This window comes from Agromyces sp. C10, from assembly GCF_023217995.1.
GTDB lineage: Bacteria > Actinomycetota > Actinomycetes > Actinomycetales > Microbacteriaceae > Agromyces > Agromyces indicus.
The window spans coordinates 274,847-300,985 of the sequence record NZ_JALPSX010000002.1 but is presented as its reverse complement, the minus strand read 5'-3'; the positions used below and the strand labels follow the sequence as shown (position 1 = coordinate 300,985).

The 26,139-nt window shown below is 67.3% G+C and carries 26 protein-coding genes; 8 read left to right on the top strand and 18 right to left on the bottom strand.

What is annotated here, in order from left to right; genetic code table 11:
- Genes gcvPB through M1L56_RS03695 form a run of 3 tightly spaced genes read right to left on the bottom strand, consistent with a single transcriptional unit; the run spans position 1 to position 5,073 of the window.
- Positions 1 to 1,575: an aminomethyl-transferring glycine dehydrogenase subunit GcvPB gene (gene gcvPB, locus M1L56_RS03705; RefSeq protein ID WP_248598209.1), complete on the bottom strand. Its 1,575-nt coding sequence runs from the start codon at positions 1,573 to 1,575 to the stop codon at positions 1 to 3.
- Positions 1,572 to 2,999 carry an aminomethyl-transferring glycine dehydrogenase subunit GcvPA gene (gene gcvPA / locus M1L56_RS03700; protein WP_248598208.1) on the bottom strand — a complete coding sequence of 476 codons (1,428 nt, stop codon included), beginning with the start codon at positions 2,997 to 2,999 and terminating at the stop codon, positions 1,572 to 1,574. The genes gcvPB and gcvPA overlap by 4 nt, the downstream gene beginning before the upstream one ends.
- Positions 3,000 to 3,009: 10 nt before the next feature.
- A complete protein-coding gene (locus tag M1L56_RS03695) occupies positions 3,010 to 5,073 on the bottom strand; it encodes a beta-galactosidase (RefSeq protein WP_248598207.1) in 2,064 nt (687 codons plus the stop codon).
- A gap of 133 nt (positions 5,074 to 5,206) precedes the next feature.
- Here M1L56_RS03695 and M1L56_RS03690 point away from each other — a divergent pair, with 133 nt between their 5' ends.
- Positions 5,207 to 5,863: a GntR family transcriptional regulator gene (locus tag M1L56_RS03690; protein WP_248598206.1), complete on the top strand. Its 657-nt coding sequence runs from the start codon at positions 5,207 to 5,209 to the stop codon at positions 5,861 to 5,863.
- 51 nt (positions 5,864 to 5,914) lie between these two features.
- Here M1L56_RS03690 and M1L56_RS03685 read toward each other — a convergent pair whose 3' ends face one another.
- From M1L56_RS03685 to M1L56_RS03655, 7 genes are read right to left on the bottom strand one after another with little or no spacing between them, the layout of a single operon-like run.
- Entirely contained in the window at positions 5,915 to 6,829 is a 915-nt protein-coding gene (locus M1L56_RS03685; protein WP_248598205.1) for a carbohydrate ABC transporter permease, read from the bottom strand.
- Entirely contained in the window at positions 6,826 to 7,749 is a 924-nt protein-coding gene (locus M1L56_RS03680) for a carbohydrate ABC transporter permease (protein ID WP_248598204.1), read from the bottom strand. The genes M1L56_RS03685 and M1L56_RS03680 overlap by 4 nt, the downstream gene beginning before the upstream one ends.
- A 2-nt stretch (positions 7,750 to 7,751) precedes the next feature.
- Positions 7,752 to 9,056, bottom strand: coding sequence for an ABC transporter substrate-binding protein (locus M1L56_RS03675; protein WP_248598203.1), 1,305 nt, complete (start codon positions 9,054 to 9,056; stop codon positions 7,752 to 7,754).
- 57 nt (positions 9,057 to 9,113) lie between these two features.
- Positions 9,114 to 10,850 (bottom strand): amylo-alpha-1,6-glucosidase, encoded by a 1,737-nt coding sequence (locus tag M1L56_RS03670; protein WP_248598202.1) that lies wholly within the window; start codon positions 10,848 to 10,850, stop codon positions 9,114 to 9,116.
- The gene (locus M1L56_RS03665; RefSeq protein WP_248598201.1) at positions 10,847 to 11,767 is read right to left on the bottom strand and encodes a carbohydrate ABC transporter permease; all 921 of its coding nucleotides are present in this window, start codon (positions 11,765 to 11,767) and stop codon (positions 10,847 to 10,849) included. The genes M1L56_RS03670 and M1L56_RS03665 overlap by 4 nt, the downstream gene beginning before the upstream one ends.
- Entirely contained in the window at positions 11,764 to 12,780 is a 1,017-nt protein-coding gene (locus M1L56_RS03660; protein ID WP_248598200.1) for a carbohydrate ABC transporter permease, read from the bottom strand. Before M1L56_RS03660 ends, M1L56_RS03665 begins: the two co-directional genes overlap by 4 nt.
- An 8-nt stretch (positions 12,781 to 12,788) precedes the next feature.
- Entirely contained in the window at positions 12,789 to 13,973 is a 1,185-nt protein-coding gene (locus M1L56_RS03655) for a sugar ABC transporter substrate-binding protein (RefSeq protein ID WP_248598199.1), read from the bottom strand.
- Between the two features lie 357 nt (positions 13,974 to 14,330).
- Here M1L56_RS03655 and M1L56_RS03650 point away from each other — a divergent pair, with 357 nt between their 5' ends.
- The gene (locus M1L56_RS03650) at positions 14,331 to 15,068 is read left to right on the top strand and encodes a hypothetical protein (RefSeq protein ID WP_248598198.1); all 738 of its coding nucleotides are present in this window, start codon (positions 14,331 to 14,333) and stop codon (positions 15,066 to 15,068) included.
- 35 nt (positions 15,069 to 15,103) lie between these two features.
- Here the strand turns inward: M1L56_RS03650 and M1L56_RS03645 are convergent, their stop codons facing one another.
- Complete coding sequence (locus M1L56_RS03645) at positions 15,104 to 15,580, bottom strand: nucleoside deaminase (protein WP_248598197.1); 477 nt, start codon at positions 15,578 to 15,580, stop codon at positions 15,104 to 15,106.
- A 57-nt stretch (positions 15,581 to 15,637) separates the two neighbouring features.
- Between M1L56_RS03645 and M1L56_RS03640 the strand changes: the two genes are divergently transcribed.
- The 3 genes from M1L56_RS03640 to M1L56_RS03630 all read left to right on the top strand — a co-directional run bounded on the left by M1L56_RS03640 (position 15,638) and on the right by M1L56_RS03630 (position 17,988).
- Positions 15,638 to 16,045 (top strand): VOC family protein, encoded by a 408-nt coding sequence (locus M1L56_RS03640; RefSeq protein WP_248598196.1) that lies wholly within the window; start codon positions 15,638 to 15,640, stop codon positions 16,043 to 16,045.
- 263 nt (positions 16,046 to 16,308) lie between these two features.
- Entirely contained in the window at positions 16,309 to 16,923 is a 615-nt protein-coding gene (locus tag M1L56_RS03635) for a DUF4433 domain-containing protein (protein WP_248598195.1), read from the top strand.
- Positions 16,924 to 16,935: 12 nt separating this feature from the next.
- The gene (locus M1L56_RS03630; protein WP_248598194.1) at positions 16,936 to 17,988 is read left to right on the top strand and encodes a macro domain-containing protein; all 1,053 of its coding nucleotides are present in this window, start codon (positions 16,936 to 16,938) and stop codon (positions 17,986 to 17,988) included.
- A gap of 170 nt (positions 17,989 to 18,158) precedes the next feature.
- On the opposite strand, the gene M1L56_RS03625 is transcribed toward M1L56_RS03630, so the two are convergent.
- Both M1L56_RS03625 and M1L56_RS03620 read right to left on the bottom strand, forming a co-directional pair.
- On the bottom strand, positions 18,159 to 18,722 hold the full coding sequence (locus M1L56_RS03625) for an ImmA/IrrE family metallo-endopeptidase (RefSeq protein WP_248598193.1): 564 nt from the start codon (positions 18,720 to 18,722) through the stop codon (positions 18,159 to 18,161).
- 2 nt (positions 18,723 to 18,724) lie between these two features.
- Positions 18,725 to 19,102, bottom strand: coding sequence for a multiprotein-bridging factor 1 family protein (locus tag M1L56_RS03620; RefSeq protein WP_248598192.1), 378 nt, complete (start codon positions 19,100 to 19,102; stop codon positions 18,725 to 18,727).
- Between the two features lie 144 nt (positions 19,103 to 19,246).
- Here M1L56_RS03620 and M1L56_RS16200 point away from each other — a divergent pair, with 144 nt between their 5' ends.
- Genes M1L56_RS16200 through M1L56_RS16195 form a run of 3 tightly spaced genes read left to right on the top strand, consistent with a single transcriptional unit; the run spans position 19,247 to position 21,061 of the window.
- Positions 19,247 to 19,510 carry a multiubiquitin domain-containing protein gene (locus tag M1L56_RS16200; RefSeq protein WP_374255829.1) on the top strand — a complete coding sequence of 88 codons (264 nt, stop codon included), beginning with the start codon at positions 19,247 to 19,249 and terminating at the stop codon, positions 19,508 to 19,510.
- The gene (locus M1L56_RS03615) at positions 19,485 to 20,684 is read left to right on the top strand and encodes a ThiF family adenylyltransferase (RefSeq protein WP_248598191.1); all 1,200 of its coding nucleotides are present in this window, start codon (positions 19,485 to 19,487) and stop codon (positions 20,682 to 20,684) included. The genes M1L56_RS16200 and M1L56_RS03615 overlap by 26 nt, the downstream gene beginning before the upstream one ends.
- Entirely contained in the window at positions 20,681 to 21,061 is a 381-nt protein-coding gene (locus tag M1L56_RS16195; protein WP_374255803.1) for a DUF6527 family protein, read from the top strand. Before M1L56_RS03615 ends, M1L56_RS16195 begins: the two co-directional genes overlap by 4 nt.
- A gap of 249 nt (positions 21,062 to 21,310) precedes the next feature.
- On the opposite strand, the gene nrdF is transcribed toward M1L56_RS16195, so the two are convergent.
- From nrdF to nrdH, 5 genes are all read right to left on the bottom strand, one after another.
- A complete protein-coding gene (gene nrdF, locus M1L56_RS03610) occupies positions 21,311 to 22,330 on the bottom strand; it encodes a class 1b ribonucleoside-diphosphate reductase subunit beta (RefSeq protein WP_067945995.1) in 1,020 nt (339 codons plus the stop codon).
- Positions 22,327 to 23,139: an NUMOD3 domain-containing DNA-binding protein gene (locus M1L56_RS03605; RefSeq protein WP_248598190.1), complete on the bottom strand. Its 813-nt coding sequence runs from the start codon at positions 23,137 to 23,139 to the stop codon at positions 22,327 to 22,329. Before M1L56_RS03605 ends, nrdF begins: the two co-directional genes overlap by 4 nt.
- Positions 23,140 to 23,143: 4 nt before the next feature.
- Positions 23,144 to 25,249: a class 1b ribonucleoside-diphosphate reductase subunit alpha gene (gene nrdE / locus M1L56_RS03600; RefSeq protein ID WP_248598229.1), complete on the bottom strand. Its 2,106-nt coding sequence runs from the start codon at positions 25,247 to 25,249 to the stop codon at positions 23,144 to 23,146.
- A gap of 35 nt (positions 25,250 to 25,284) precedes the next feature.
- The gene (gene nrdI / locus M1L56_RS03595) at positions 25,285 to 25,710 is read right to left on the bottom strand and encodes a class Ib ribonucleoside-diphosphate reductase assembly flavoprotein NrdI (RefSeq protein ID WP_067945993.1); all 426 of its coding nucleotides are present in this window, start codon (positions 25,708 to 25,710) and stop codon (positions 25,285 to 25,287) included.
- Positions 25,711 to 25,809: 99 nt separating this feature from the next.
- Complete coding sequence (nrdH, locus tag M1L56_RS03590; protein ID WP_067945991.1) at positions 25,810 to 26,043, bottom strand: glutaredoxin-like protein NrdH; 234 nt, start codon at positions 26,041 to 26,043, stop codon at positions 25,810 to 25,812.
- Positions 26,044 to 26,139: the final 96 nt, after the last annotated feature.

The following is a 26,139-nucleotide window of genomic DNA, read 5'->3' as shown; positions in this document are numbered from 1 at the left end:
TCATGCCCCGGCGGCCTGCGGGTACTTCCGGCGGTACGCCCGCCAGGTGATGGCCCACCGCTCGGGGTCGTCGAGGTCGTCGTGGTGCGTGTGGTGCACCGTCTGCCGGTGCGGCGCCGTGCGCACGATCTCCGGGGTCTCGCGGGCTTCGCGGGCCACCTCGGCGAGCACGTCGGCGTATTCGTCGAGCTCGGCCTTCGAGTACGACTCGGTGGGCTCGAGCGTGAACGGCTGCGGCACGACGTAGGGGTGGTGGCTCGTCCAGTAGTGCATGCCGAAGTCGCTGGCGCGGACGCCGATCTCCTCCGAGCTGATGCCGGTCTCCTCGAACAGCTCCTGCCACGAGTAGCGCACCTGCTCGATGCGGCGGCGCCCGGTCGCGTACGGCGCCGACGCTCCGGGGATCTCGAGGATCCGCTTCATCAGGTAGTTGTTGTTCAACACGGCCGTCTCGGCGACGGCGCGCAGCCCCTCGGCACCGAGCGCCATCATCCACGCGTACGCGCGGACGATGTTCGGCACGACGCCGTGGAACGGCCCGATGGAGCCGATCGACAGCGGCCCGGCCTCGCGGACGCCATACGTGTCGCCCTCGCGCACGACGCGCGGACCGGGGAGGAAGGGCGCCAGCGCGGCACTCACTCCGTTCGCGCCCGTGCCGGGCCCGCCGGAACCGTGCGGGGTTCCGAAGGTCTTGTGCACGTTGAAGTGGCACACGTCGAAGCCGGCGTCGCGAGCCCTGGTGATGCCGAGGATGCCGTTGGCGTTGGCCTGGTCATAGGAGGCGAGTGCGCCGACGGCGTGGGCGGCGTCGACCCATTCCTTGATCGCCGGGTTGTAGATGCCCGTGTCCTCGGGGTTGGTGACCATGATCGCGGCGGTCCGCGGCGAGAGCGCCCGCTTGAGGGCCTCGAGGTCCGGGTAGCCGTCGGGGTCCGGGTGGAGGGTGATCACCTCGTATCCGGCCGCCTTGGCGGCGGCGGCGTTGGAGGGGTGGCTGAACATGGTCGTGATGACCTCGCGACGCTGCTCGCCCTCGCCGTTCGCCTCGTGGTACGCGCGGATCATCGCGATGTTCGCCCAGATCGCGGCCGAGCCGCCCTGGGTGTGCAGCGAGACCTCGTCCATGCCGGAGATCTCGGCGAGCATCCGCTCGGTCCGCCAGATGACCTCGAGCGCGCCCTGGGCGTCGGCCGGGTCCTGCAGCGGATGCATCGCCGAGAGCTTCGGGGTCGCGATCAGCTGCTCGTTCACCTTCGGCGCGTACTTCATCGTGCACGTGCCCTGCCCCACGTCGACGTTGAAGTCCGCGCCGAGGTTCTCCTGGGACAGGCGCAGGTAGTGCTTGAGCACGCGCATCTGACCCATCTCGGGGAGGGCCGGCGGCGCCGTCCGGGTGAGGCCGTCGGGAAGGGCGTCGGCGACGTCGCCGACGGTGTCGCGGACACCCGGTTCGAGCGGCGTGACGACCACTCCGCGCTCGCCGGGCGTGGAGAGTTCGAAGATGAGCGGTTCGTCCCAGCGCGCCTGGTGGAAACGGCGGTGGGCGGGCTTGGCGGCGATGGGCAGGCTCATGCGCGGTGCTCCTCGGATTCTGCGATGGGGTCGATCGTGGATGCGGCCTCGGCGGCCGACGCCGCGACGAGACCGGTGACGGCGGCGGCCAGGCGGTCGATGTCGCGCTGCGAGGTCATCTCGGTGACGCACACGACGAGCTCGTTCTCACCGGCCGGGACGCCCGGCTCGATGCCCTCCGCACGAAGCGCGTCGACGACTCCCGCGGCGGTGAGCCCCGCACCCGACACGTCGACCGCGAACTCGCGCAGATGCACGGCGTGGTCGGTGAGACGGATGCCGGGAATCGCGCCGAGCGTCCGCTGGGCGTAGGCGGTGCGGGCGAGGAGGACCTCGCCGAGGTCGCGCATGCCCTGCGGGCCCATCAGGGCGAGGTGCACGCCAGCGGCGATGCCCCAGAGCGCGGCGGCGGTCCCGACCCACTCCTTCCCCTCCTCGCGGAGGGCGAACGAGGTTCGGTCGTAGGCAACGTCACCGAACCCGATCTCGCCCGGCACGTCGGTCGTTGCGAGCCCGAACAGGCGCGAGGGCATCTCCATGACGAAGCGCGGGTCGTCGTGCACGGCGATGAAGCCGCCGTGCGCGCCGCCGTACCACTGGTGGAGTCCGAGCGACTGGATGTCGCCGCAGACGATGTCGGCGCCCTGCTCGGCGGGCGGCGTGAGGACCCCGTAGCCGACGGGGTCGGTGCCGACGACCAGAATGGCCCCGACGGCGTGCGCGGCGTCGGCGAGCGCCCGGATCCGGTGTTCGACGGCCCCGGTGCGGCTCGGCGTCTCGACCCAGACCGCCGCGACGTCGTCGCCGAGCCGCTCGGCGACGGCCGAGACGTCCGCCGTGCCGTCGACCGGGGGGACGAACTCGAGGTCGAGGTGGACCCGCACGTAGTCGAGCACCTTCGAGAGCTTCGCAGGGAGGACGTCGCTCGCCACGAGCACCCGGCGGCGGGCGGTGATGCGCCCGGCCATCGACAGTCCGGTCGCCGTGGCCTGGAAGCCGTCGTAGGTGGGCACGTTCACGACGTCCATCGCGAGCAGCTCGCCCATCAGCGACTGGTACTGCCACAACGCCTGGAACCGACCGTGGTCCTCGTACGGCTCGCCCGCGTACGCGGTGAGGAACTCGCTGCGGCCGATGACCTCGTCGACGACGGCGGGCACGTGGTGGTGGTACGTGCCCTGCCCCAGGAAGCTCAGCCGCTCGGTCGTCGGCACGTTCTTCCCGAGCAGCTCCGAGACGTGGCGGACGAGGTCCTGCTCGGCGACGAGCGGCTCCGGCAGGTCGAGCGGGCGGCCGAGCCGGAGCTCCACGGGCACGTCGGCGTAGAAGTCTTCGACAGATGCCGCGCCGACGGCGGCGAGCATCTCGGCCCGCACGTCGGGTGCGGTGTTGGGGATGTAGGGATGCACGAAGGGTTCGCTCATTGGTGGTGCCTCACTCGGTGGTGTCGGACAGGGTGATGAAGGGGGGTTCGGCGCCGCGCGGTGTCGCGAGAACGGCGACGCCGAGCGGCGGGACGACGAGCTGCGCTCGGACGGGCCCGTCACCCAGCAGGTCGGTCGCGCCGTCCGGTACGTCGACCGTGACCGCGCGGGCGCCGTGGTTCAGCACGAAGGTGTAGTCGGTGTGCTCGTCGGCCCGCGTGACGGTCTCGAGGTCGGGGTCGGTGCGCTCCCGGGCCGGCAGGCCGGCGTCGGCCAAGACCCGCCGCATGAGGGCGACGAGCCCGTCCGGCGCCGTCACTGCGCCGAGGTACCAGGCTCTGCCGGACCCGTGCTCGCGGCGCGTGATCGCCGGCCGCCCGTCGAGCACTCCGGTCGTGAATGCGGCGACGACGGACGCGTCGTCCCGCGCCTCGATCCACTCGGTCCAGACGGGCGCGTCGTATCGCCCTCCCCCGAGCTCGATCTGCTCGGCCGACCCGTCGGGGACGGGCCAGGGCTCGTCGACCTCGACTCCGAGCAGGTCGCGGAGGGGGCCCGGCGCGCCACCGGGGTGGACCTTCTCGGTCCGGTCGACGACGCCGGAGAACGGACCGACGGCCAGCGTTCCGCCCGCCGCGACGTAGGCCTCGAGCGCGGCGGCCTGCGCGTCATCCGTCACGTAGAGGTTCGGCACGACGACGAGGTCGTATCGATCGAACGGACCGGTCGCCCGCACGGTGTCGACGGCGTGGCCGAGCGCGTGCAGGGCGGCGTGCCAGTCGCGGGCCTGCTGCAGCCAGCCGAGGCGCTGGGACGGGAGCGATTCGGTCGCGCTGGTGGCCCACCAGGAGTCCCAGTCGACGACGAGCGCCACACGGCTGCGGACGCGCGCGCCGCGGACCGCCGCGAGCCGTTTGAGCTCGCGGCCCAGCGCAGCCGTCTCGCGGAAGGTGCGGGAGGACTCACCGCGGTGCCCGAGCATCGCCGAGTGGAACTTCTCCTGGCCGTACCGGGCCTGCCGCCACTGGAAGAACATGGCGCCGTCGGAACCGTGCGCGACGGCCTGCAGGCTGTCGATGCGCATCCGACCGGGCGCCTTGGGCACGTTGACGTCACGCCAGCTCACGGCGCTGGCCGCCTGCTCGAGCAGCAGCCACGGCTGTCCGCCCTTCAGCGAGCGCATCAGGCCGTAGTTCAGGGCGGCGGGCACGTGGGCGCGCGGGTCGGCGGGGTCGGGGTAGGCGTCGTCGGTGACGAGGTCCTCGTGCTCGGCGAAGCGCCAGTAGTCGAGCTCGCGGAACAGGCTCATGAAATTCGTCGTGACCGGCAGCTCGGGCGTGACCTCGCGGAGCACGTCGACCTCGATGCGGAACAGCTCGAGCAGGGCATCGGAGCCGAAGCGCTCGAAGTCGAGCAGCTGGGTCGGGTTGACCGGCCCGGTCGCGCGGCGAGGCGGTTCGACCTGCTCCCAGGCGGTGTACCGCTGGCCCCAGACGTTCACGCCCCACGCCTCGTTGAGGCCGTCGAGGTCGCCGTACCGGTCCTGGAGCCAGCGTCGGAAGTGCGCGGCCGATTCGGGGCACCAGCATCGCGCGACGTGGTCGCCGTACTCGTTCGAGACGTGCCAGAGCACCACCGCGGGGTGCTGCCCGTACCGCTCCGCCATCGCGCGCGCCATGCGCGCCACGTGCTCGCGCCAGACGGGCGAGCTCGGGCAGTACGCCTGACGCGAGCCGAACTCGAGGCGGCGGCCATCGGCATCCCACGGCAGCATCTCGGGGTGGGCGCGCACGAGCCATGCAGGCGGCGTGGCCGTCGCGGTCGCGAGGTCGATGCGGATGCCGCCGGCCCAGAGGACGTCGATGACGCGGTCGAGCCACGCCCATTCGTAGACGCCCGGCGCGGTCTCGAGCTGCGGCCATGAGAACACGGGCAGGCTCACGAGGTTCACGCCGGCCTCCCGCATGAGGCGCACGTCCTCGTGCCAGACCGCTTCGGGCCACTGGTCCGGGTTGTAGTCGCCGCCGAAGGCGAGGGCATCGAGGCGGATGCGGCGCGGCGTCGCGTCGGTCACGCGGCTCCTCTCGGTGGGATGTCTGTACAGGTCGTTGTGCGCACTGTATTCTGTATACAGACACGCTATGGTGCAAGCCGCCGAGGGTCAAGCCCTAGGCTTACGGCGTCGGCCACGACCGGCTGGAGGATGGATGGCGATCGAACGCAAGAACCTGCGTTCCCAGGTCCGCGACGAGCTGCTCGCCCGTATGCGGGCCGGGCAGGTCCGCCCGGGCGAGGGCATCAACGAGGTGCAGCTCGCCGCAGAGCTCGGCGTCAGTCGGACCCCACTCCGCGAGGCACTGATCGCGCTCGAGAGCGAGGGGCAGATCACCAGCGAGAACGGCAAGGGCTTCCGCTTCGTCCCGCTCTCCGCGACGGAATTCGAGGAGCTCGCCCCGGTCATGGCCGCGCTCGAGAGTCTCGCGCTCGAGTTGACGCCCCGCGACGAACTCCAGGCGATCGGCCGCCGGCTGGAAGAGCTGAGTGCGGAGTTCCAGCAGGAGGTGGTCGAGCACGCGCTCGTCGTCACGAAGGACGACGAATGGCACTCCGTCATGCTCTCCGCCTGCCCGAACCGACGGCTGCTCGAGGTCATCGAGAGCACGCGCGGCGCATTCCACCGGTACGAGTCGCTCCTCGTGCCCAACGACGTGATGATCGAACGCGTCGCGGCCGAGCACGCCGAGATCGCCCGGCACCTCGCCAAGGGCGATGTCGCCGCGGCGTCCGTGGCCCTGAAGGCGAACTGGATGAACGGCATGCGGCGCATCGTCGAGAACGCCTCGAGCGCGTACTTCAGCGCCTGACGAGGCGCGGGCCGGCCGGCCGGCCCCGCGACCTGGTCGGGGCGCACGAGGTCACCCCTTGACGGCGCCGCCGAGCAGTCCGGCGACGAACTGGCGCTGGAAGACCAGGAACAGCAGCATCAGCGGGAGCGTCGCAAGCAACGATCCGAGCATGAGACCCGAGTAGTCGACGCGCGAGAGCCCGATCATCGTGTTGAGTGCGACGGGCACCGTGTAATTCGACTCCGTGTTGAGCATCAGCAACGGCCAGATGAAGGCGTTCCACTGGCTGATGAACGTGTAGATGATCAACGCCGCGAGCTGCGGGCGGGCGACGGGCAGCACGATCCGGTAGAAGGTCCGCAGCTCGTTCGCACCGTCGATCCGGGCGGCCTCGATGAGCGAGACGGGGAAGTCCAGGAACGCCTGGCGCATGAGGAAGATGCCGAATGCGTTCGCGAGGAACGGCAGGATCACGGCCTGGTACGTGTCGATCCATCCGGCGCTCGCCATCATCTGGAACAGCGGCACGAGCAGCACCTGCATCGGGATCATCATCGTCACGAGCACGACGACGAGCAGCACCGCGCGACCACGGAACCGGTAGGTCGCGAGGCCGTATCCGCACATGGCACTCACGATCGAGCTGAACACCGTGTAGACCACCGCGATGAACGCGCTGTTGAGCATCACGCGCCCGAACTGCACCGACTCCTCGAGGCGGGCGAGGTTGGTCCAGAGCTCGCCGCCCGGCAGCACCGGCAGGGGCGTCGCGAAGAGCTCCGCCGTCGTGTGCGTCGAGGCGACGACCATCCACGCGAACGGCAGCACCGAGACGACGGCGGCCACGGCGAGCAGGAGGTAGACGGGCGAGCGGAGCAGCGCGCGACGCACATGGGATCGCGGCGCGGCGGACGACGGCGGCGGAGGCGGCACTGGCGGGGCGCCCTCCGCTCGCACGGCCGGCGGGTTGGAGACGACGGTCATGGCTTCTCCCTCATGACTCGGAACTGGACGATCGCGATGACCGCGGTGATCGCCACGAGCAGCCACGCGATCGCGGACGCGTAGCCGAAGTCGAACTGGCGGAAGCCGACCTTGTAGAGGTACAGCACCGGCGTGAGCGTGGCGTCGTTCGGGCCGCCTTCGGTGAGGATCCAGTTCTCGTCGAAGAGCTGGAGCGCGCCGATCGTCGAGGTCACGGTCGTGAAGATGAGGACGGGACGCAGCTGCGGCAGCACCACCCGGGTGAAGGTCTGCCAGCGTCCGGCGCCGTCGATCCGCGCCGCCTCGTAGAGCTCGGCCGGGATGGACTGCAGCCCGGCGAGGATGATCACCATGTTGTAGCCCGTCCACCGCCACGTGATCGCCGCGATGAGCGCGACCCGCGACCACCACTCGTTGTTCAGCCAGTCGACCGGCGGGACGCCGACGAGGCCGATGAGCTGGTTGATCGCACCGCCGTCGGTTGCGAGCATGACCCGGAACACGACGGCGTACGCGACCAGCGTGGTGACCGCCGGAAGGAACACCAGCAGGCGGAACCCCGCCCGGAACCGCAGCCACGCCTGGTTCAGGAGGTAGGCCAGCCCCACCGCGAGCGCGATCATGAGCGGCACCTGCACGACGAGGATCAGGCCCGCGTTCATGAGGCTCTTGCCCACGAGCGGGTCCTGGAAGAGCCGCGCGTACTGGTCGAGCCCGACCCAGGTCGTGACGCCGCCGGAGGTCGCGTGCAGGCTCTGCCACAGCGAGGTCGCGAGCGGGTAGGCGAAGAAGACGGCGAGCAGCAGCGCGGCCGGGAGCGAGAACCACGCCCCCGGGCGCTGGAGCGTGCGCCCCAGCGCCCGGCGGCTTGTCGTTCCGGCCCCGCCCCGCCCGCGGACCGCGAGGGAGGTGGAGGCCACGGCTACTCGGCGATCTCGCGGCCGGTCGCGGTGGCGATCTGTTCCGCGGCATCCTGCAGCACGGTCGCCGGGTCGGCGCCGTTCAGCACCGCGGCGACGACCGCGTTGCCGACGATGTCGGTCGCCTCGGCGTTGTCGGTCGTGAACGTGATGCTCGGGATCTGCGCGGTCTGCTCGGCGAACAGCTCGTAGACCGGCTGGCCGCTGAAGTAGTCCTGCGGTGCCGAGAAGTAGTCGTCCTCGAGGGCGGGGAGGTAGGAGGGGAACAGGCCCTCCTCGGCCATCATCGAGACCTGGTGCTCGGCGTCGGCCAGCACGAACTCGGTGAAGGCGGCCGCGAGGTCGGGGTTCTCCGCCTGCGCGGGGATCGCCAGCCCGGATCCGCCGGAGTTCGATGTGCGCGCACCGCCCTCCTCGAAGACCGGCAGCGCGGTGACGCCGTAGGTTCCGGCCAGCTCCGGCGCGTCGCCGAGCAGCGTTCCGATCCACCAGACCGCCTCGGGCGTGACGGCGGAGTCGCCGTTCTTCGCGGAGGTGACGCGGCCGTCCCAGCCCTTGACGTTCTTCAGCAGGCCGCGCTCGTTCATCGTCTGCAGGAGGGTCAGCGCTTCGACGGCCTCGGGCGAGGCGACGGTGATGTCGCCGTCCTCGTCGAAGAGACCCTGGCCCTGCTGCTGCAGCAGCATCTGGAACCCGCCGCCGGTGGCGACGTCGAGGGAGAGCAGGGTGCGGCCGGTCTCGGCCTTGATCCGCTCCCCCGCCTTGACGAGGTCGTCCCAGGTCTCGACGTCGGCCGGGTCGACGCCCGCCGCCTCGAAGTAGTCCGTTCGGTAGAACAGCCCGACGGTGCCCGAGTCCCACGGGACGATCTTCAGGGCGCCGTCCTCGTCGGAATGGGCCGACCACTTGAACGGGTCGAAGTCCGCCTCGTGCTCGGCGAAGACCGGCGTGAGGTCGACGAGCCCGTTGGGGAACTCGGCGATGTAGCCGGGCGCCCGGTCGGTCTCGATGGTGACGAGGTCGGGCAGGCCGCTTCCCGCCTGCAGGCCGACGGACAGCTTGTCGTAGGCGTTGTCGTAGCCGACGTCGACGACCTCGACCGACGTGCCCGGGTGCTCGGCCTCGAACTCGTCGGCGAGGCGCGAGAGCGCGGTCGCGGCGACATCCCACGACCACACGGTGATCTCGCCGGCCGGCGTCGCATCGGGGTCGAGCTCGACGGGTGCGGGTGCGCCCGTTCCGCCCATCGCGCAGCCGGAGAGCAGGGCGAGCGCGGCGACGGGGACGAGCAGGGTGAGGCGTTTCATGTGACTCCTTTGTCGGAAGGGGATGCGTCGGCGGGCGCCGGCGCGGGTTCGGACCGCTCAGTCGTCGTGCGACAGCGCGACCGCGAGGTCGATGAACAGGGCGGCCGACCACCCGAACGCGGTCGTGGCGGAGGCCGCGCGGCGGCCGGTGCCGGGGTCGAAGTGCTCATGCGGCCCGCCCGCGTGGACGACGAGCTCGACGGTGCGCTGGGCGAGCCGGCGTGCGCGGTCCCGATGGCCGGATCGCTCGAGGCCCTCCACGATCAGCGCGTTGGTGTTCACCCAGACCGGGCCGCGCCACATGCGTTGGGGGGCGTGGTCGGGATCGCCGACCGCCACGGTCGGTATCGGCCACGTCGTGGCGAACCGGCGCGGGTCGTCGAGCGCCGCGACGAGGGCGTCCGCGATCTCGACCGGCAGTTCGCCGGTCAGCAGCGGCATGAGCCCGACGATCGTGTCGCTCGCGACCGGGCAGCCGGCGGCGAGTGAGCGGAATCGTCCGCTCGGCGCGTCCCAGAGCGTGAGCAGGCGCTCGAGCGTCCGACTCGCACGCTCACGATGAGCGGACACCGCGGCCGCGCGGCTCGCGTCGGGAACCGGCTCCAAGTCCCACTGCTCGACGAGCGCGGCGAGTTCGAGGTCCTGTCGCACCAGGTACGCGGCGAGGTCGGGCGTCGTCGTCGGCAGGGGACCGTCGAACACCGGACTGTCATCCAGCCCGGACGAGTACGGGTGGCCGTACTCGGGCAGGCCATCCCCGTCGAGGTCCGAGTGGGTGAACCACCAGTCCTGCGAGCGGCGGATGGTGCCGACCATGCGTCGCACCCAGTCGGGCGGTGCATCGTCGTCGGCCTCGAGCACCTTCCGCAACGCCCACGCCGCCAGCGGCGGTTTTGTGAGCGGGACCGGCGCGGACGGGTCAGCGACGGCGGAGCCCGCTCGACGGAGGGTCTCCCGATCGGAGGCCGGGAGGTCGTCGCTGCTCGCGAGGACCCCGTGCTCATGCACCACGTCGGGCAGTTGCCCCTCGGCGGTGGGAAACCGCAACGCGAGGTCGAGTTGCTCGCGCGCGAGTTCCGGGTCGCCGTGGCGGAGGCCCACGGCGATGAAGTACGCGTCCCACTGCCAGAGGCCGACGTACCCGATCTTCGACGGGACGACGGCCCGCGCGTCGCCGAGGTGCGGGAGTTCGACGATGTTCGCGCCGAGCACCCACCAGCAGAACGCGGCCATCCCTTGCAGGTCGGCGCGCACCACGGGACACCTCGCGAACCAGTCGAGCCACACCTGACGTGAGGCCTCGAGCTGCTCGGCATGGTCGACCGAGCGCGACACCGCGACGTCGCGTCGCGGGCCCACGGCGAACGTGACGGATGCAGGGTCCGCGTCGCCGATGCGAAGCTCCTCGGTGCGCGCGCCCGCCGGAGCGCTCCACAGGATCGAGGCACGCCCGCCGCTCCGGACGCCCAACGACAGGGCGGAGGTTCCCGCGAACGTGAGGGTGACGTCGTCGCCGAACTCGATCGTGTGCGGCAGCACCCGAGTGATCGGCATGGGCATGCCGTCGGCGTCCCGCACCTCCAGTGCGTCGATCGCGACGCACGCGGCCAGCGACCGCTCGTACTCCGACGTGTGCACGCGCAGCCGGTCGCCGTCGCGCAGCACGAGGATCCGCGATCGGGGCAGCGTGAACGGCGCCTGCACCAGGTCGAGGCGCTCCGCGGCGCGCAGGGCGGCGGATGCGGCATCCGCTCGCCCCATGACACGCCGGGTCGAGACCGGCGGGGCGCTCATCGCCCGCCCAGCCCGGACGCGGCCATGCTGTTCAGGATGCGGCGCTGTCCGATCACGAAGGCCACGAGCATGGGGATGGTGGCGACGGCGGACGCGGCCATGACGAGTCCGTAGTCGACCGAGCCGAACTGGCCGCGGAAGCTCGCGAGCAGCAGGGGCACGGTGAACAGGTCGGGCGAGTTCAGCAGCACCAGCGGGAACAGGAAGCTGTTCCACACGTCGAGCGCGACGATGATGCCGAGCGCGCCGAGGCCGGGCTTGAGGTTCGGCAGGATGATCGTCCAGAACGTGCGCCAGCGACCGGCGCCGTCGACGAGCGCGGCCTCCTCGAGCTCCTTGGGCAGGCTGAGCACGAACTGGCGCATGAGGAACACCGCGAAGGGGTTCACGAGCATCGCCGGCACGATGAGCGAGAGGTGGGAGTCGACCCAGCCGAGTTCGGCCATGAGCAGGTAGAACGGGATCAGCGTGACCTGCTTGGGGATCATCTGCGTCGCGAGGAACACGATGAAGAGCACGCGGCTGCCGCGGAAGCGGATCCGCGCGAACGCGTACCCGGCCATCGATGCCGTGACCAGGGTGCCGACGACCGCGAGCACGCAGATGTAGATGCTGTTCAGGTAGGCCTGCGCGAAGGGGGCGGCGTTCCACGCGTCGATGTACTTTTCGATGGTCCACGGATCGGGCCAGAAGGCGAGCGGGTCCTGGAGGAGCTGCGGCAGCGTCTTGAAGGAGGTCAGCAGCATCCACAGGAACGGGAACACCATCGCGAGGCCCGCGACGATCAGCGCGACGTGGATGAGGACGCGGCCCACGGTGCGGCGGGTGCGGTCCCGTCCGGGGCGACCGGCGGGATGGTCGGTGCGCTCGAGGTCGGGGTCGCCGACGAGCGGCTGGGTCAGGTCTGCGGCGGTCATGCGGCGTCGTCCTCGTAGTGCACGAACTTCTTCTGCGCGCCGAACTGGATCGCGGTGATCACGAGGGTGAGCAGCAGCAGGATCACGGAGGCGGCACTGGAAGGCCCGAACTCGAAGCGCCCGAAGCCTAGGTCGTAGATGTGGTACACGATCGTGCGGGTCGCGTTGTCGGGTCCCGCGTTCGCGGTGAGGACGAAGACCGTGTCGAAGGTCTGAAGCGATGAGATGAAGGCGACGATCGACGAGAAGAACACGATCGGCGACAGCAGTGGCAGTCGGATGGCGCTGAAGAGCCGCCATGCGCCGGCGCCGTCGATGCGCGCCGCCTCGATCACCGACGGCGAGATGTTCTGCAGTCCCGCGAGGAAGATGATCACGTTGAGGCCGAGGGACGACCAGATCGACACGATGCACACCGCGAGGAGCGCGAGGCGCGGGTCGTTGAGCCAGTCGGGGGGCGCGATCCCGAACACGCTCGCGATCGCCGTGCTCAAAACGCCGTCGGCGCGGAAGAGCTGCTGCCAGATCATGGCGACGGCGACGGTGCTCGTGACCACGGGGGCGAAGAACAGGATCAGGTAGAGCGTGCGTGTGCGCAGCCGCTCGAGCGCCACGGCGGTGACGACGGCGATGCCGAGGCCCACGGGCACCGTGACGACCGCGATGAGCAGCGTGTTCACGATCGATCGCAGGAGCAGTTCGTCCTGGAGCTGCGCGGCGAAGTTGTCGAAGCCGACCCATTCGAGCTCGGTGAGCCCATTCCACGACGCGAACGCCAGCACGAGGCTCGCCACGAACGGCAGGAGCACGAAGACGGCCATGCCCACGAGCTGCGGGCCCACGAAGATGTAGCCCCAGCGGCGGTCGCGGCGGCGCCAGGCGGCCTCGCGGCGCGGGCGCGGTGCGCCGGGTCGCGCCTCGCGCGTCCCGGCCGCCGAGGGCCCGGCGGGCGGTGTTGCGGTCGCGGGCGGCGCGACCGGGGTCCCGGTCGCGCCGCCCGTCGTGATCGCCATGGGTCGACTCACTCCCCCGACTTCTCGGCGACGAGGTCGGCGACGGCGTCGAGGGTCGTCTGGGCCTCGGACTTGCCCTGGTAGAGCTCGAGGAACAGCGCGCTGATGTCGCTCGACAGGCCGGGCACTCGCGCCTCGGCGGGGTGGTTGGCGAAGCCGATGTCGCGCATGTCGAGGAAGGTCTGCGCGTGCGCCGGGTAGCCGTCCTGGAGCACGACGTCGTCGGCTCCGGTGATGGAGGGCACCGCGTTGCCGCCGCCCTGGAGGCGGAAGGTCTGCCCCTCAGCGGAGAGGAATTCGGTCCAGAAGGTGAACGCGGCGTCCGTCGCCTCGGTGCGACCGTTGATCGCGAGGTACGACGCGGCAACGCCGGTCGGGGCCTCGGCGCCGTCGGGCGTGGGCCAGCGGACGATGTCGTAGTCGCCCTCGACGCCCGCGCTCTCGAGCGTGCCGATCGTGTAGCGCCCCTGCACGAAGAACCCTGCGCCGTGGGTGACGAACTCGCTGTCGGCTCCGGCCCCCTCGGGCATCGTGTCGGCGACGACGAAGGTGCCGTCCTGGAAGTACTCGCCGAGCGTCTCCACGGCGTCGACGGTGGCGGGGTCGGCGTTGCCGACGAACTCGCCGGAGTCGTCGTAGGCGGTGCCTCCCTGCGCGGAGATCCAGCTGTAGTGGGTCGCCCAGTAATTCCAGAACATGGAGCCGATCAGCCCGGCTTCGGCGAGCTTGTCGTTCATCTCGAGGTACTTCTCGGTGGTCCACTCGCCGTTCGCGGCGAGTTCAGCCGGGTCCTCGGTGATGCCTGCGGCCTCGAGCGCTCGCTTGTCATACCAGAGCACGTCCGGGTTGGAGTCGTTGGGGGCGGCGTAGTACTCGCCATCGCGCTCGGCAACACCGAAGAGGCCCGGGAAGAAGTCGTCGGGCTGCGTCCGGCTCTCGTCCGACTCCATCAGGTCACGCAGCGGGAGGAGCACGTCGGCGTCGACGAACTGGCCGAGCATGTCGTCGCCGATGTAGAAGACGTCGGGCGCCGTGCCGCTCGTGAGCTGAGCGAGGAGCTTCGAGTGGTAGTCGCTGTAGCTGGCGACCGGCTGGAGCTCGACCGTGATGTCGGGGTGGCGCTCCATGAAGTCCTCGTTGAACTCCTCGAAGCGCGTGAGCTCTTCTGGGGTACCCCACGTCGACCAGACCACGGTGTTCTCATCGGATGCACCGGTTCCTCCGCCGCCACTGCATGCCGCCAGCCCGATCGTCATCAGGCTGACGGCGCCAGCCGCGAGCAGACGCCTCGTCATTGAGTTCGCACGGCGCATCGCGCCCCACCTCTTCCCTCGTTGGTCGTTCGCCGGCGTGCCCGGCACTCAGTATTTTGTATACAGAACGCAGGAAGGTCAAGCAGGGAATTTCGAACTCGGACGCCGGCAGCCCTCCCGGCGCCCGCTGCGATCCGTCCTCCGGGACACCGGGCCCTTCGTCCCGGTGCCCCACCGATGCACCCGTTGCACACTTGAATTGCCGCCAGAACGGACGAGTCCGGGAGGGGGAATCGGATGATCACCGCGCACGATGGTCGAGCACGTGAGGACGCCCGCCAGTGGACGGGCCTGATCAACACCGGCAGGTGGGCGGCCTTGGCCAGCGTCGCCCTCATCGTTGTGCAGGTCGGGATCTACCTCGCATGGCCCCCACCGCGTGACAGCCGGGGCTTCTTCGACCTGCTCCTGGAGAACCCGATCCTCGGCGTCGTCGCCCTGGATGGCCTCTACGTCGTGAGCAACCTGCTCGCCTTCCTGCTCTACCTGGCACTCGCCGTCGCCCTGTGGCGCGTGAGCCGGTCGGCAGTGGTCATCGCGCTCGCCTTCGGCGTGCTCGGGATGGCGGCCTACATGGTCTCGCCGCGCCCGGTCGAGATGTTCAGTCTGGCGCACGCCTACGGCCAGGCGGGCGATGCCGAACGGGTCGCCCTCATCGCGGTGGGCGACGGGATGCTCGCAACCTGGACGGGCACCGCCTTCGACGTCTATTACTTCTTCAACCTCGCGACGCTGCTCATCTTCGCCATCCTGATGTTCCGAACGCCCGTGTTCAGGCGATCAACGGCGATCGCGGGCGTCATCGCCGCAGTGCTGATGGCCGTGCCCTCGAACTTCGGCATGGTCGGCACGGTGTTCGCGCTGTTGTCCCTGGTGCCATGGGCCGCGTTCGCCGTCCTAGTGGCTGTCGATCTGGCGCGCCTCGTCACTCCGAAGGAGGCTGTGGCGGCAACCGCATCCGGACGGGACGGCTGACGCGCGCTGCGCGAGCCAGCTTCGGCCCTGCCGGGCTATCCCGCCCGCTCGATCAGCTTTCGCACCTGCGGCACGAGTTCCTCGACCGGTCCCTCCGCCGGCACCCCCGGCGCGACCGCCGTGATCGGCAAGACCGCGACAGCGGATGTCGCGGCGCCGAGCTCCGCGCGCCATCCGCTGATCTGCTCGGCCGACGCGACGTACACGATCCGCCCGAGCCCGACCCACGCGTGCGCCGCCGAGCACATCGGGCAGTGCTCCCCCGACGTGTACACCGTCGCCGCCGCCCGCTCGTCGGCGGTCAGGTTCGCCCCCGCCCAGCGCGCGATCTCGAACTCCGGATGCCGCGTGGCATCCCCCATCGTCACCTCACGGTTGCGGTCCTCGAACCGCACCGTGCCGGACGCGTCGACGAGCACCGACCCGAACGGACCGTCGCCGGCATCGAGCGCTTCACGCGCGAGCTCGACCGCCCGGCGCAGGTGGACGAGGTCGACCTCGGTGATCGTCATGCGTACACGCTAGGCGGGTGCCCGCGCAGATGGCACACCCGTCCATAGGATGTCTCGGTGCGCCTCTTCGACCACATCGGCATCACCGTCGACGACCTCCCCCGCGCGATCGCCCAGTTCGACCCGGTGATGCAGGCGCTCGGCTGCACCCGGCAGGACGCCGACAACAGCGTCGCCTGGTCCCTCGGCGAGGACGAGCTGATCCTCTTCCCCGCGCGCGAGCCGGGCACCGGCCCGCACCGGCACGGCCAGGTCGGATGGCAACACCTTGCCTTCCCCGTCGACTCGCGCGCCGAGGTCGACCGCCTGCACCAGATCGCGACGGATGCCGGGTGGACGGCCGTGAGCGGACCGAAGCTGTTCCCGCGCTTCAACGACCGCTACTACGCCGCCTTCGTCGAGGACCACAACGGCATCCGCCTCGAGTTCATGCACAACCCGCCGCGAGTCTCGGCGTCGGACTGAGCGAACGCGTGACGACGGGATGCCGCGCCTCCCGTGCGTTTGCGTGGCAGTCGACATCGAGCCGCTCCCGGCTCGACCTCGGCTCGGGCAGCCTGGCCTGTTCGCCCATTTGCTGTACGCGGGAGAGGGTGTCCGAAGGCCATATGCTGAGCGCGACGCGAGATGCTTACAGGTAGGTGCAAGTGACGAACATGCGGATACTCCCACATGGAGGCTTCGTTGCTCACGACGGGGGCCCGAAGCGCGATGCGCCGCGGGAATGGATGGTATGGCACTTCACGCGGCTCGAGTATCTGCGCGAGATCGCGTCCGCCGGCCGACTCCTTTGCGACGAAGATGTCTCCCCGCGCGCCGGAAGTGTTGCCAACAGTGATGTGAAGGCTCGGCGGCGGACGAGGATCGTCAACGCGCCCGATTACCCCTCGGGCCGCAGTGTCGCAAGTCATGTGCCGTGGTACATCGCAGCCAAGTCGCCGATGCTCTATGTGGTCACGCGCAACCATCCGGATGCTGTACTGGACAGGCTGGTCTTCCTCGGGATGCGTCTAGGGGACCTCGAAGCAAGCGGACTGGACTGGGTCGCAAGCGACAGCAACGCTGCGACGGCTCTCGCTCAGTTCTCAAATGAACTGGATAGACTAGGCGACTTCGTGGACTTCGACCTGCTGTCCGCGCAGTTCTGGAACAACACCACGGACGATCCGGACCGCATGTCACGCCGCGCGGCCGAAGTTCTCGTGTACGGCCATGTCCCCTTGGACCTCGTGTCAGTGGTCGTTGCTAGGAACGAAGCAACACTCGAGGATGCGCGGAAGCTGCTCGCGGACGCTGGCTACTCTCACCTACGGTTCAAGCAGTCCGAAGCATTCTCCTACTGAAGGAAAAAGGCGATGATCAATTCAGCAACCGGAGATATCCTCAAAGCGGATGTCGAAGCTGTGGTCAACACCGTAAATACTGTAGGCGTAATGGGAAAGGGCCTTGCGCTCCAGTTTAAGCGCAGGTATCCGGAAAACTTCAAGGCTTACAAGCGAGCTTGTGACGCGGGTGAAGTCCAGATCGGGCGCATGTTCGTAACGGAGACCCACGAACTTTCCGGTCCTCGGCTCATAATCAACTTCCCCACCAAGAAGCATTGGCGAGCTGATTCACGAATGGAGTACGTCCGCGAGGGCCTAAAGGATCTGGTCCGAGTGATTCAGGAACATCGGATCAGTTCCATCGCGATCCCACCATTGGGTTCCGGCAATGGCGGTCTTGATTGGGGCAAGGTTCGGCCGCTAGTGGAAGCCGCACTTGGTCCGATCCCTGCCCTTCGCGTTGAAATCTTCGATCCAGTCAACGCTCATTTCGGCGTCGCGAAGCCGGAGTCAGTGCGCATGACGAACTCAGTGGCATTACTGCTATCCCTCATGCTGGCGTACTCGAAGCAGCGCAGTTCGGCTGAACCGTGGGAAGACGATCAGGGCGTCTCGCATCTTGAGGTGCAGAAGCTGATGTACTTCGCATCAAGGTTCGTGCCCGAGATGAAACTGCGCTTTGCACAGGGCACCTATGGTCCATACAGCGACGCCGTCCGCGCAATGCTGGCGCATATCGAGGGCGCCTACGTCGAAGGATTCGGCGACGGCAATGACAGAGTGCTGAATCTGGTTCCTATCCGCGTCACCGACGAAGGCAGAGCGGCGCTCCGGGCATTCCGGCCGCAAGAATACGCGCCGGAGCGATTCAGGGAAGCTGTCGAAGGTGTGCTTCGAATCGTTGAGGGATTCGAAGGGGCGTATCCGCTGGAGTTGCTCTCGAGTGTGGACTGGGCACGCTCATCTATAGCATCCGATGATGATGGCGAGATCGTGCGCTTCGTTCAAGGGTGGACTAAACGGAAGGGGCGGATGTTCACAGGAGCCCACATCACGACAGCTTTGGAACATCTCGCCGCTTAGTTTCGGCCGGGCGACGCACCGTTCGGCCACGGCCGGGGCCTCAGGGACTGCTGCAAGATTCCATGACGGTGGATAGGCGGCCAGGGCGGATCGCTGTGTGGCGTTGTCCGCGGCTCCGCCGGCTCGATCGCCTTGGATGATCGAACGTCGAGCGACCAGCGGCGCTTCCCCTATCTGCCGTTTTTCTTGGCAGCCCGCTGGGCGATCACTCGCGGACCCTTCATCTGCATTTGGGCGAACTGCTCGCTCACACCGAACGCAAGCGCCACCTGCGCGTTGGTCCATTTTGCGAACGCCGCGTTCATCGCAGCGGCGTCCGGGACAAGCAGCTCACCGGCCATGAATGTCGCCTGCTTCTCACGGGTAGGGTCGAAGACGCGCTCGTGGCTCGCCCCGATGAGAGCCGCATCAAACTCGTGCTCAAGCAGGTGGTGCCCGAGTTCGTGCGCGATGCTCGCCCGGCGCCGGACGACTGCGTGGGCATCGTTCTCTACGATGACACGACTGACTCCGAACGGTACCAACGCGGCAGACCACCTTCCCATATTGCTGTTGAAGAAATGCTGGTGAGCCTCATCGCTAAGGTCCCAAGTCTTGAGTTCGGACAGCGTATAGACAGCGATGCCGTGCTCCTCAGCGAGCGCATACGGGTCGAACTTGTCCGTGGGTCCAAGCCCGAGCATCTCGCGTTCTTCCTTGGCCACTTCGCGCATCATCTTCTGGGTCCATCTCACTGCTACTTGCTCCGAGATTCGCTCTCGGCGCGGAATCGCCGTGCGGCGGCGCCAATGACTTCTTCCAGGTACTCCACATCCTGGCCGGTCAGGTCCTTCCGTGCGCGCAGCAGCGGAACAAGCTGTGCGACCAAATCGGGTTCATCTTCGTTGGCTACCGGGCCTCCGACGTAGAAGCTCTCTGCAGGCATCTTGAGCCACGTGGTCATGGCCGCGAATGCGGTTACGTCGGGCTTTAGATTGTTTGCCATGCGAGAGATCGTGGACGCGCTCACCCCTATCTCTTTCGCCAGCTGCCTCCAGGACAACCCTCGGCTCTCCCGAGCCTTGTCTAGAGCCGAGTGAAGGAGTCTGACGTCAACGGTCAGCTCGTCACTCATAGTTGCCTCGCTTCTCGGGCAGTGCTCGACATCTCGATCATGTCTGCTATCCTACTACTGCTCGACTTTTCGAGCACCGCACCACTTTCGGCGCGTCTGGTGCGGCTGCAACAGCGCTGACGGAGGATCCGATGATCACGATGCCTGACCACGCGGGGGGGGCGCGGCAAGTCGCCCGCGACCATCTTCGTCAACACCCGCGAGTTCGATTGGGTCGAGAAGGAGATCTCGTACGAGCAGGTCTACGCGCTGGCGTACCCTAGCGAACCGCTCAACGAAGGAGACGTCGTTCGAGTCGAGTACTCGCGCGGCCACAACGGCAACAGCGCGGGGGCGCTACAGCCCGGCGAGTCGGTCAAGGTCAAGAAGGACATGGTCTTCGATGTCTACGTCACCGTTCGCAGCTGATCCTTCCATCCGGAGGCTTCTCGCTGAGGACTACTGCCTCTCCTTCGAGGGCAACCATCTAGTCGTCGAGCACGTCCCGTATGTCACGCCTTCAGGAGACCTGGCATACGGGAGGCTCGCTCTCCCCGTGACGTTTAGCGGCGATGCGGTGCAGGACGGTACTGGCAACCACACCATCTGGTTCGTGGGTGAACAGCCGTGCGACGAGCAGGGCAAGCCACTTCCCGGGCCGGCGGCGAGCCCGCACGCGATCACTCCGGAGTTGACCGCGAACTTCATGATCTCCAGCAAGCCAAAGGATGGCGGAGTCTTCTTGAACACGTATGACAAGGTGACCTCCTATGTCCGGGTGCTGAGTCACCCCGCGAGGGCGCTGGATCCGACCGTGACGGCTACACCTGGAGCGGACTGGATCGAGATCCCGGATGACCTGCCGTTCGTCTACCGCGACACTGGAACAGCCCGTGCTGGACTGGCCGACCTGAATGCCGTGTTCCGCGGGCATCGCGTAGGAATCATCGGGCTCGGAGGCACGGGAAGCTACATCCTTGATCAGGTGGCCAAGACCTGGGTGGACGCTATCGAGTTGTTCGATGGCGATGTCTTCGACAACCACAACGCGTTCCGGGCACCAGGTGCGGCCGACCTTGATGACCTGCGGCTCCGACCTAACAAGGCTGAGTACTTCGCGCGCCAGTACTCGAGGATGCATACCGGGATCACGGCGCACCCCGTGTTCATCACGGCCGAGAACGTCGATCAACTTGCCACATGCACGTTCGTGTTCATGGCCGCCGCAGATGCCAGAGAGAAGCCTGAGATCTTGACCTGGCTACGCGACCGCAGCATCCCGGCCATCGAAGTTGGTATGGGAATTCAGGACGAAGGTGGACGCCTGTCGGGGCTGTTGGCTGTCGTGAACCACTTTCCAGACGCAGGTCAGACTCCGACGGCTGTCGCAGGAGGCCGCGCCGACGAGTACGACCGGAATATCCAGGTTGCGGACCTCAACTGCCTCAACGCGATGCTTGCTGTCGGCAGCTGGAAGCGCTACTTGGGCTACTACGCATCCTCGGATCAAGTGGGCGAGACGATTTACAAGGTCTTCACCGGCGACATCCGCAACCGAGAACGAGAAACTGTCGAGGACCTGGGCGAGGAGGCGGCAGCATGAAACTCTCTCAGATGACCGCCCAGTTCGTGGATTCGTTCCCGCGCCAGCTCGAACCGGGCACCCTCTACGTCTCCGCGCGCTTCTCTACTGCGTCGCATTCCTGCGCTTGTGGATGCGGGCGAGAGGTCGTAACGCCGCTCTCGCCTTCACAATGGATGCTCGTGCTCGACGGAGAGGTCTCGCTCAGACCGTCGATTGGCAACTGGGCGTTGCCGTGCCAGTCGCACTATGTCATCGACCGCGGCAGGATCCGTTGGGCCCGTGCGTTCTCCTCGGACGAGATCCGAAGCAATCGACAATCCGACGAGCGCGCACGTACGCAATCGCTCCAGTCTCGTCGCCCCCCGTGGTGGCTCCGTTTCACTAGCCGCTCCTAACGTGCCAGCGGCAGCTCAGCATGGTGATTGTGTACGCGGAGGCAGGCACCGCCAGCCCGGCCCCTGCTCACTGCAGGGGTGCACAGCCATCCACGGGGGCCGTCCGACTTTTCAGGCTGATTCGCGAGCGCGTGTGCGGCTCGGATCCCAACATCGCGTTCGCGTTGGCCGGCCTGCGCAGCGCGACCGAGAAGCTGTGACGCCTCGTCCTCGCTGAGACTCTCGACACCCGCCCAAGGTAGACAGGCTTCAGAAGTCCCAGTCCTCGTCCTCCGTGACGACGGCCTTGCCGATCACGTACGACGAGCCCGACCCCGAGAAGAAGTCGTGGTTCTCGTCGGCGTTCGGCGAGAGGGCCGCGAGGATCGCGGGGTTCACGTCGGTGACCGACTTCGGGAACATCGGCTCGTAGCCGAGGTTCATGAGGGCCTTGTTGGCGTTGTAGTGGAGGAACTTCTTGACGTCCTCGGTGAGGCCGAGGCTGTCGTAGAGGCTCTGCGTGTACTGCGTCTCGTTGTCGTAGAGCTCGTAGAGCAGGGAGAACGTGTAGTCCTTGATCTCGTCGCGCGTGGCCTGGTCGACGAGCTCGAGTCCGCGCTGGAACTTGTAGCCGATGTAGTAGCCGTGCACCGCTTCGTCCCGGATGATGAGGCGGATCAGGTCGGCCGTGTTGGTGAGCTTCGCGCGCGACGACCAGTGCATCGGCAGGTAGAAGCCCGAGTAGAAGAGGAAGCTCTCGAGCAGCGTCGACGCGACCTTGCGCTTGAGGGGCTCGTCGCCGCGGTAGTACTCCATGACGATCGCGGCCTTCTTCTGCAGGTGCTCGTTCTCGACCGACCAGCGGAAGGCGTCGTCGATGTCCTTCGTCGAGCACAGCGTCGAGAAGATCGACGAGTAGCTCTTCGCGTGCACCGACTCCATGAACGCGATGTTCGTGTACACCGCCTCCTCGTGCGGGGTCAGTGCATCGGGGATGAGCGAGACCGCACCGACCGTGCCCTGGATCGTGTCGAGCAGCGTCAGACCCGTGAACACGCGCATCGTGGTCTGCTGCTCGTCGGGCGTCAGCGTGTTCCACGACTGGATGTCGTTCGACAGCGGCACCTTCTCGGGCAGCCAGAAGTTGCCGACCAGGCGGTTCCAGACCTCGAGGTCCTTGTCGTCCTGGATGCGGTTCCAGTTGATCGCGTTGACATGGTCGACGAGCTTGACCTTGCCGCCGTGGGCGGGGTCGTTCGTGGCCGCGTTGACCGGGTCGGTGAGCGTCATGAGCTGCTGCCTCTTTCGTTGGTTCGATCGTCGATGCAGTGTCGGCACGTCTCCTTGAAGACGCCCTTGTTCGTGTGGTGGCGGGTGTGAGCGCTTCGCACGCTCGAGGGCTTGGGCTGGCCCTTCTGGGCGGCGGACATCTTGGCGCGGGTCTCCGCGCTCAGCGTCTTGCCGAAGTTCGGATTCTTCTCGCCTCGCTTCTGCTCCGACAGCCGCTGGAGTGTCTCGGCCGAGAACACGCGACCATAGGACGGATGCTCCGGTCCGAACTTTCCAAAGTTGGGATTGTCGGCGCCACTATAAGTGCCCTTCCGCATCGCCGACCATTTGGCCTTCTGTTCGTCGGAATGGCGGCTACCCCAGCGAGGATTATCAGGGCCGTAGAGATGGACTCCAGTCGGGCGCCCACGTGCGCGGTCGCCAGCGGCCTTCCGCTGCTCCTCCGTCCACACCACGCCGGTCGGACCTAAGCCGCCTTCGGAGAGATTCAGCAGGCGGTCGCCGGTCGCTCGGAACAACGTGATCCAGCTGACCTCAGCTTCGCCGAGATCCTCACGATTCGTCACGACTCGCTCGAGCACGACGACCTCGTAGTCGGTATCCGGGGTCTTCCGAAGCCAGTCATAGAACGGGGTCTTGCGACCCCGGCGGGCTACGCCGCGGTGTTCGGAGATTCGACGCGCGAGTTTCTTCGTCGTCTGTCCGACATACCGATACTCGCCGGTCTTCCGCACGCGAAAGCCGTAGACGACTCCGAGAATCGGAGCGCCCACGCCCAATTCGGGCGTCCACTCGACCGTCTCGATCATGGGATCAGAGTGTGCAGCTGACGCAGAGATCCAGCTCCGTGCCCTCGAGGGCCTGCTGGCGCAGCCGGATGTAGTAGATCGTCTTGATGCCCTTCTTCCACGCGTAGATCTGGGCCTTGTTGATGTCGCGGGTCGTCGCGGTGTCCTTGAAGAACAGCGTGAGGGACAGGCCCTGATCGACGTGCTGCGTCGCCGCGGCGTACGTGTCGATGACCTTCTCGTAACCGATCTCGTACGCGTCCTCGTAGTACTCGAGGTTGTCGTTCGTCATGAACGGCGCCGGGTAGTAGACGCGACCGAGCTTGCCTTCCTTGCGGATCTCGATCTTCGCCGCGATCGGGTGGATCGACGACGTCGAGTTGTTGATGTACGAGATCGAGCCGGTCGGCGGCACCGCCTGCAGGTTCTGGTTGTAGATGCCGTGCTCCTGGATGGAGGCCTTCAGCTCCTGCCAGTCGTGCTGGGTCGGGATGTGCACGCCGGCGTCGGCGAACAGCTGCGCCACCTTCGGGGTCGAGGGCACCCACGCGGCATCCGTGTACTTGTCGAAGAACTCGCCCGACGCGTACTTCGAGTCACGGAAGCCCTCGAAGGTCTCGCCGCGCTCGATCGCGATCCGGTTCGACGCCCGCAGCGCGTGGAACAGCACCGTGTAGAAGTAGATGTTCGTGAAGTCGATGCCCTCCTCCGAACCGTAGAAGATGCGCTCGCGGGCGAGGTAGCCGTGCAGGTTCATCTGGCCGAGGCCGATGGCGTGCGACTTGTCGTTGCCGTCCTCCACCGAGCGCACCGACGAGATGTGCGACATGTTCGACACCGCGGTGAGGCCACGGATGGCGGTCTCGACCGTCTTGCCGAAGTCCGGCGAGTCCATCGCCAGGGCGATGTTCATCGATCCCAGGTTGCAGGAGATGTCCTTGCCGATCTGCGCGTACGAGAGGTCTTCGTTGTACGTCGTCGGGGTGTTGACCTGCAGGATCTCCGAGCACAGGTTCGACATGTTGATCCGGCCCTTGATCGGGTTGGCCTTGTTCACCGTGTCCTCGAACACGATGTACGGGTAGCCCGACTCGAACTGGATCTCGGCGATCGTCTGGAAGAACTCGCGCGCGTTGATCTTCGTCTTCTTGATGCGCGGGTCGTCGACCATCGCGCGGTAGTTCTCGCTGAGCGGCACGTCGGCGAACGGCTTGCCGTACACGCGCTCGACGTCGTAGGGCGAGAACAGGTACATGTCCTCGTTGTTCTTCGCGAGCTCGAACGTGATGTCGGGGATCACGACGCCGAGCGACAGCGTCTTGATTCGGATCTTCTCGTCGGCGTTCTCGCGCTTGGTGTCGAGGAACCGCATGATGTCGGGGTGGTGCGCCGACAGGTACACCGCGCCGGCGCCCTGGCGCGCGCCGAGCTGGTTGGCGTAGCTGAAGGAGTCCTCCAGCAGCTTCATGACGGGGATGATGCCGCTGGACTGGTTCTCGATCTGCTTGATCGGGGCGCCCGCCTCGCGGATGTTCGACAGCAGCAGCGCCACGCCGCCGCCGCGCTTCGACAGCTGCAGCGACGAGTTGATGCCGCGCGCGATCGACTCCATGTTGTCTTCGATGCGGAGCAGGAAGCACGAGACGAGCTCGCCGCGCTGCGCCTTGCCCGTGTTGAGGAACGTCGGCGTCGCCGGCTGGAACCGGCCCGAGATGATCTCCTCGACGAGCTCGATCGCGAGCTGCTCGTCACCCTGCGCGAGGCCGAGCGCCGTCATCACGACGCGGTCCTCGAAGCGCTCGAGGTACCGCTTGCCGTCGAACGTCTTCAGCGTGTAGCTCGTGTAGTACTTGAACGCGCCGAGGAAGGTCTCGAAGCGGAACTTCTTCGAGTACGCCAGGTCGTTGAGCTTCTGGATGAACTCGAACGAGTACATCTCGAGCACCTCGGGCTCGTAGTACTCCTTCTCGACGAGGTAGTCGAGGCGCTCCTTGAGGGAGTGGAAGAAGACCGTGTTCTGGTTGACGTGCTGGAGGAAGTACTCCCGCGCCGCCTCCCGGTCCTTCTCGAACTGGATCTTCCCGTCGGGGCCGTACAGGTTCAGCATCGCGTTCAGGGCGTGGTAGTCCATCCCCGCGTTGCTGATCCGCGGTGCGTCGATGACGCTCACGCCACTGTCGTTGCCGGATGCTGCTGCGTTGACCAAAATGCGTCCAATCCCTCGTCGACGGCGCGAACGTCGTCGGGTGTTCCGAATACTTCGAAGCGATACAGGTGGGGCACGTGGCACTTCGCGGCGATGATGTCGCCGGCGAGGCCGTAGGCCGCACCGAAGTTGGTGTTTCCGGCGGCGATGACGCCGCGGATGAGCGCGCGATTGCGCGGGTCGTTCAGGAACCTGATGACCTGCTTCGGCACGGCGCCCTTGCCGTCGCCTCCGCCGTAGGTCGGCACGACGAGCACGAAGGGCTCGTCGGCGACGAGCGGCGCATCGCTCGCGTGGAGCGGGATGCGCGCCGCCGGCCGCCCGAGCTTCTCGATGAATCGGGCGGTGTTGCCCGAGACGCTCGAGAAGTAGATCAGGTTCGTCATGTCACACACCCCCTGTGCAGACCGGTGGTCGAGTCCGTTGGTCGAGTAGCACGCGAAGCGCGCGTATCGAGACCAGGCGTACCGAGACCCAGGGGAGCGTTACGCGAGCCGGCTCGCCAGCTCGTCGATCTTGTCGGGGCGGAAGCCCGACCAGTGGTCCTCGTCGGTGATGACGACCGGGGCCTGCAGGTAGCCGAGCTCCTTGACCGCGGCGAGTGCGGTCTCGTCCTGCGAGAGGTCGAGCACCTCGTACTCGATGCCCTTGCTGTCGAGGGCGCGGTACGTGGCATTGCACTGGACGCAGGAAGGCTTGGTGTAGACCGTGACCGTCATCTCTGTGACCCCTCTTCTCTGGCTCCGACGAGCCGTTTCCCCCGGTGGTGCTTTGGTGTCTTCGATACTACATCTAGTGCCTGAGTAAATGCACGA

Bases quoted from the DNA above. Each gene is read 5' to 3' on its own strand.
- gcvPB (WP_248598209.1), bottom strand. From the start codon at position 1,575: ATGAGCCTGCCCATCGCCGCCAAGCCCGCCCACCGCCGTTTCCACCAG.
- gcvPA (WP_248598208.1), bottom strand. From the start codon at position 2,999: ATGAGCGAACCCTTCGTGCATCCCTACATCCCCAACACCGCACCCGAC.
- M1L56_RS03690 (WP_248598206.1), top strand. From the start codon at position 5,207: ATGGCGATCGAACGCAAGAACCTGCGTTCCCAGGTCCGCGACGAGCTG.
- M1L56_RS03685 (WP_248598205.1), bottom strand. From the start codon at position 6,829: ATGACCGTCGTCTCCAACCCGCCGGCCGTGCGAGCGGAGGGCGCCCCG.
- M1L56_RS03675 (WP_248598203.1), bottom strand. From the start codon at position 9,056: ATGAAACGCCTCACCCTGCTCGTCCCCGTCGCCGCGCTCGCCCTGCTC.
- M1L56_RS03670 (WP_248598202.1), bottom strand. From the start codon at position 10,850: ATGAGCGCCCCGCCGGTCTCGACCCGGCGTGTCATGGGGCGAGCGGAT.
- M1L56_RS03665 (WP_248598201.1), bottom strand. From the start codon at position 11,767: ATGACCGCCGCAGACCTGACCCAGCCGCTCGTCGGCGACCCCGACCTC.
- M1L56_RS03660 (WP_248598200.1), bottom strand. From the start codon at position 12,780: ATGGCGATCACGACGGGCGGCGCGACCGGGACCCCGGTCGCGCCGCCC.
- M1L56_RS03650 (WP_248598198.1), top strand. From the start codon at position 14,331: ATGATCACCGCGCACGATGGTCGAGCACGTGAGGACGCCCGCCAGTGG.
- M1L56_RS03645 (WP_248598197.1), bottom strand. From the start codon at position 15,580: ATGACGATCACCGAGGTCGACCTCGTCCACCTGCGCCGGGCGGTCGAG.
- M1L56_RS03635 (WP_248598195.1), top strand. From the start codon at position 16,309: ATGGTATGGCACTTCACGCGGCTCGAGTATCTGCGCGAGATCGCGTCC.
- M1L56_RS03630 (WP_248598194.1), top strand. From the start codon at position 16,936: ATGATCAATTCAGCAACCGGAGATATCCTCAAAGCGGATGTCGAAGCT.
- M1L56_RS03620 (WP_248598192.1), bottom strand. From the start codon at position 19,102: ATGAGTGACGAGCTGACCGTTGACGTCAGACTCCTTCACTCGGCTCTA.
- M1L56_RS03615 (WP_248598191.1), top strand. From the start codon at position 19,485: ATGTCTACGTCACCGTTCGCAGCTGATCCTTCCATCCGGAGGCTTCTC.
- M1L56_RS16195 (WP_374255803.1), top strand. From the start codon at position 20,681: ATGAAACTCTCTCAGATGACCGCCCAGTTCGTGGATTCGTTCCCGCGC.
- nrdF (WP_067945995.1), bottom strand. From the start codon at position 22,330: ATGACGCTCACCGACCCGGTCAACGCGGCCACGAACGACCCCGCCCAC.
- M1L56_RS03605 (WP_248598190.1), bottom strand. From the start codon at position 23,139: ATGATCGAGACGGTCGAGTGGACGCCCGAATTGGGCGTGGGCGCTCCG.
- nrdE (WP_248598229.1), bottom strand. From the start codon at position 25,249: ATGGACTACCACGCCCTGAACGCGATGCTGAACCTGTACGGCCCCGAC.
- nrdI (WP_067945993.1), bottom strand. From the start codon at position 25,710: ATGACGAACCTGATCTACTTCTCGAGCGTCTCGGGCAACACCGCCCGA.
- nrdH (WP_067945991.1), bottom strand. From the start codon at position 26,043: ATGACGGTCACGGTCTACACCAAGCCTTCCTGCGTCCAGTGCAATGCC.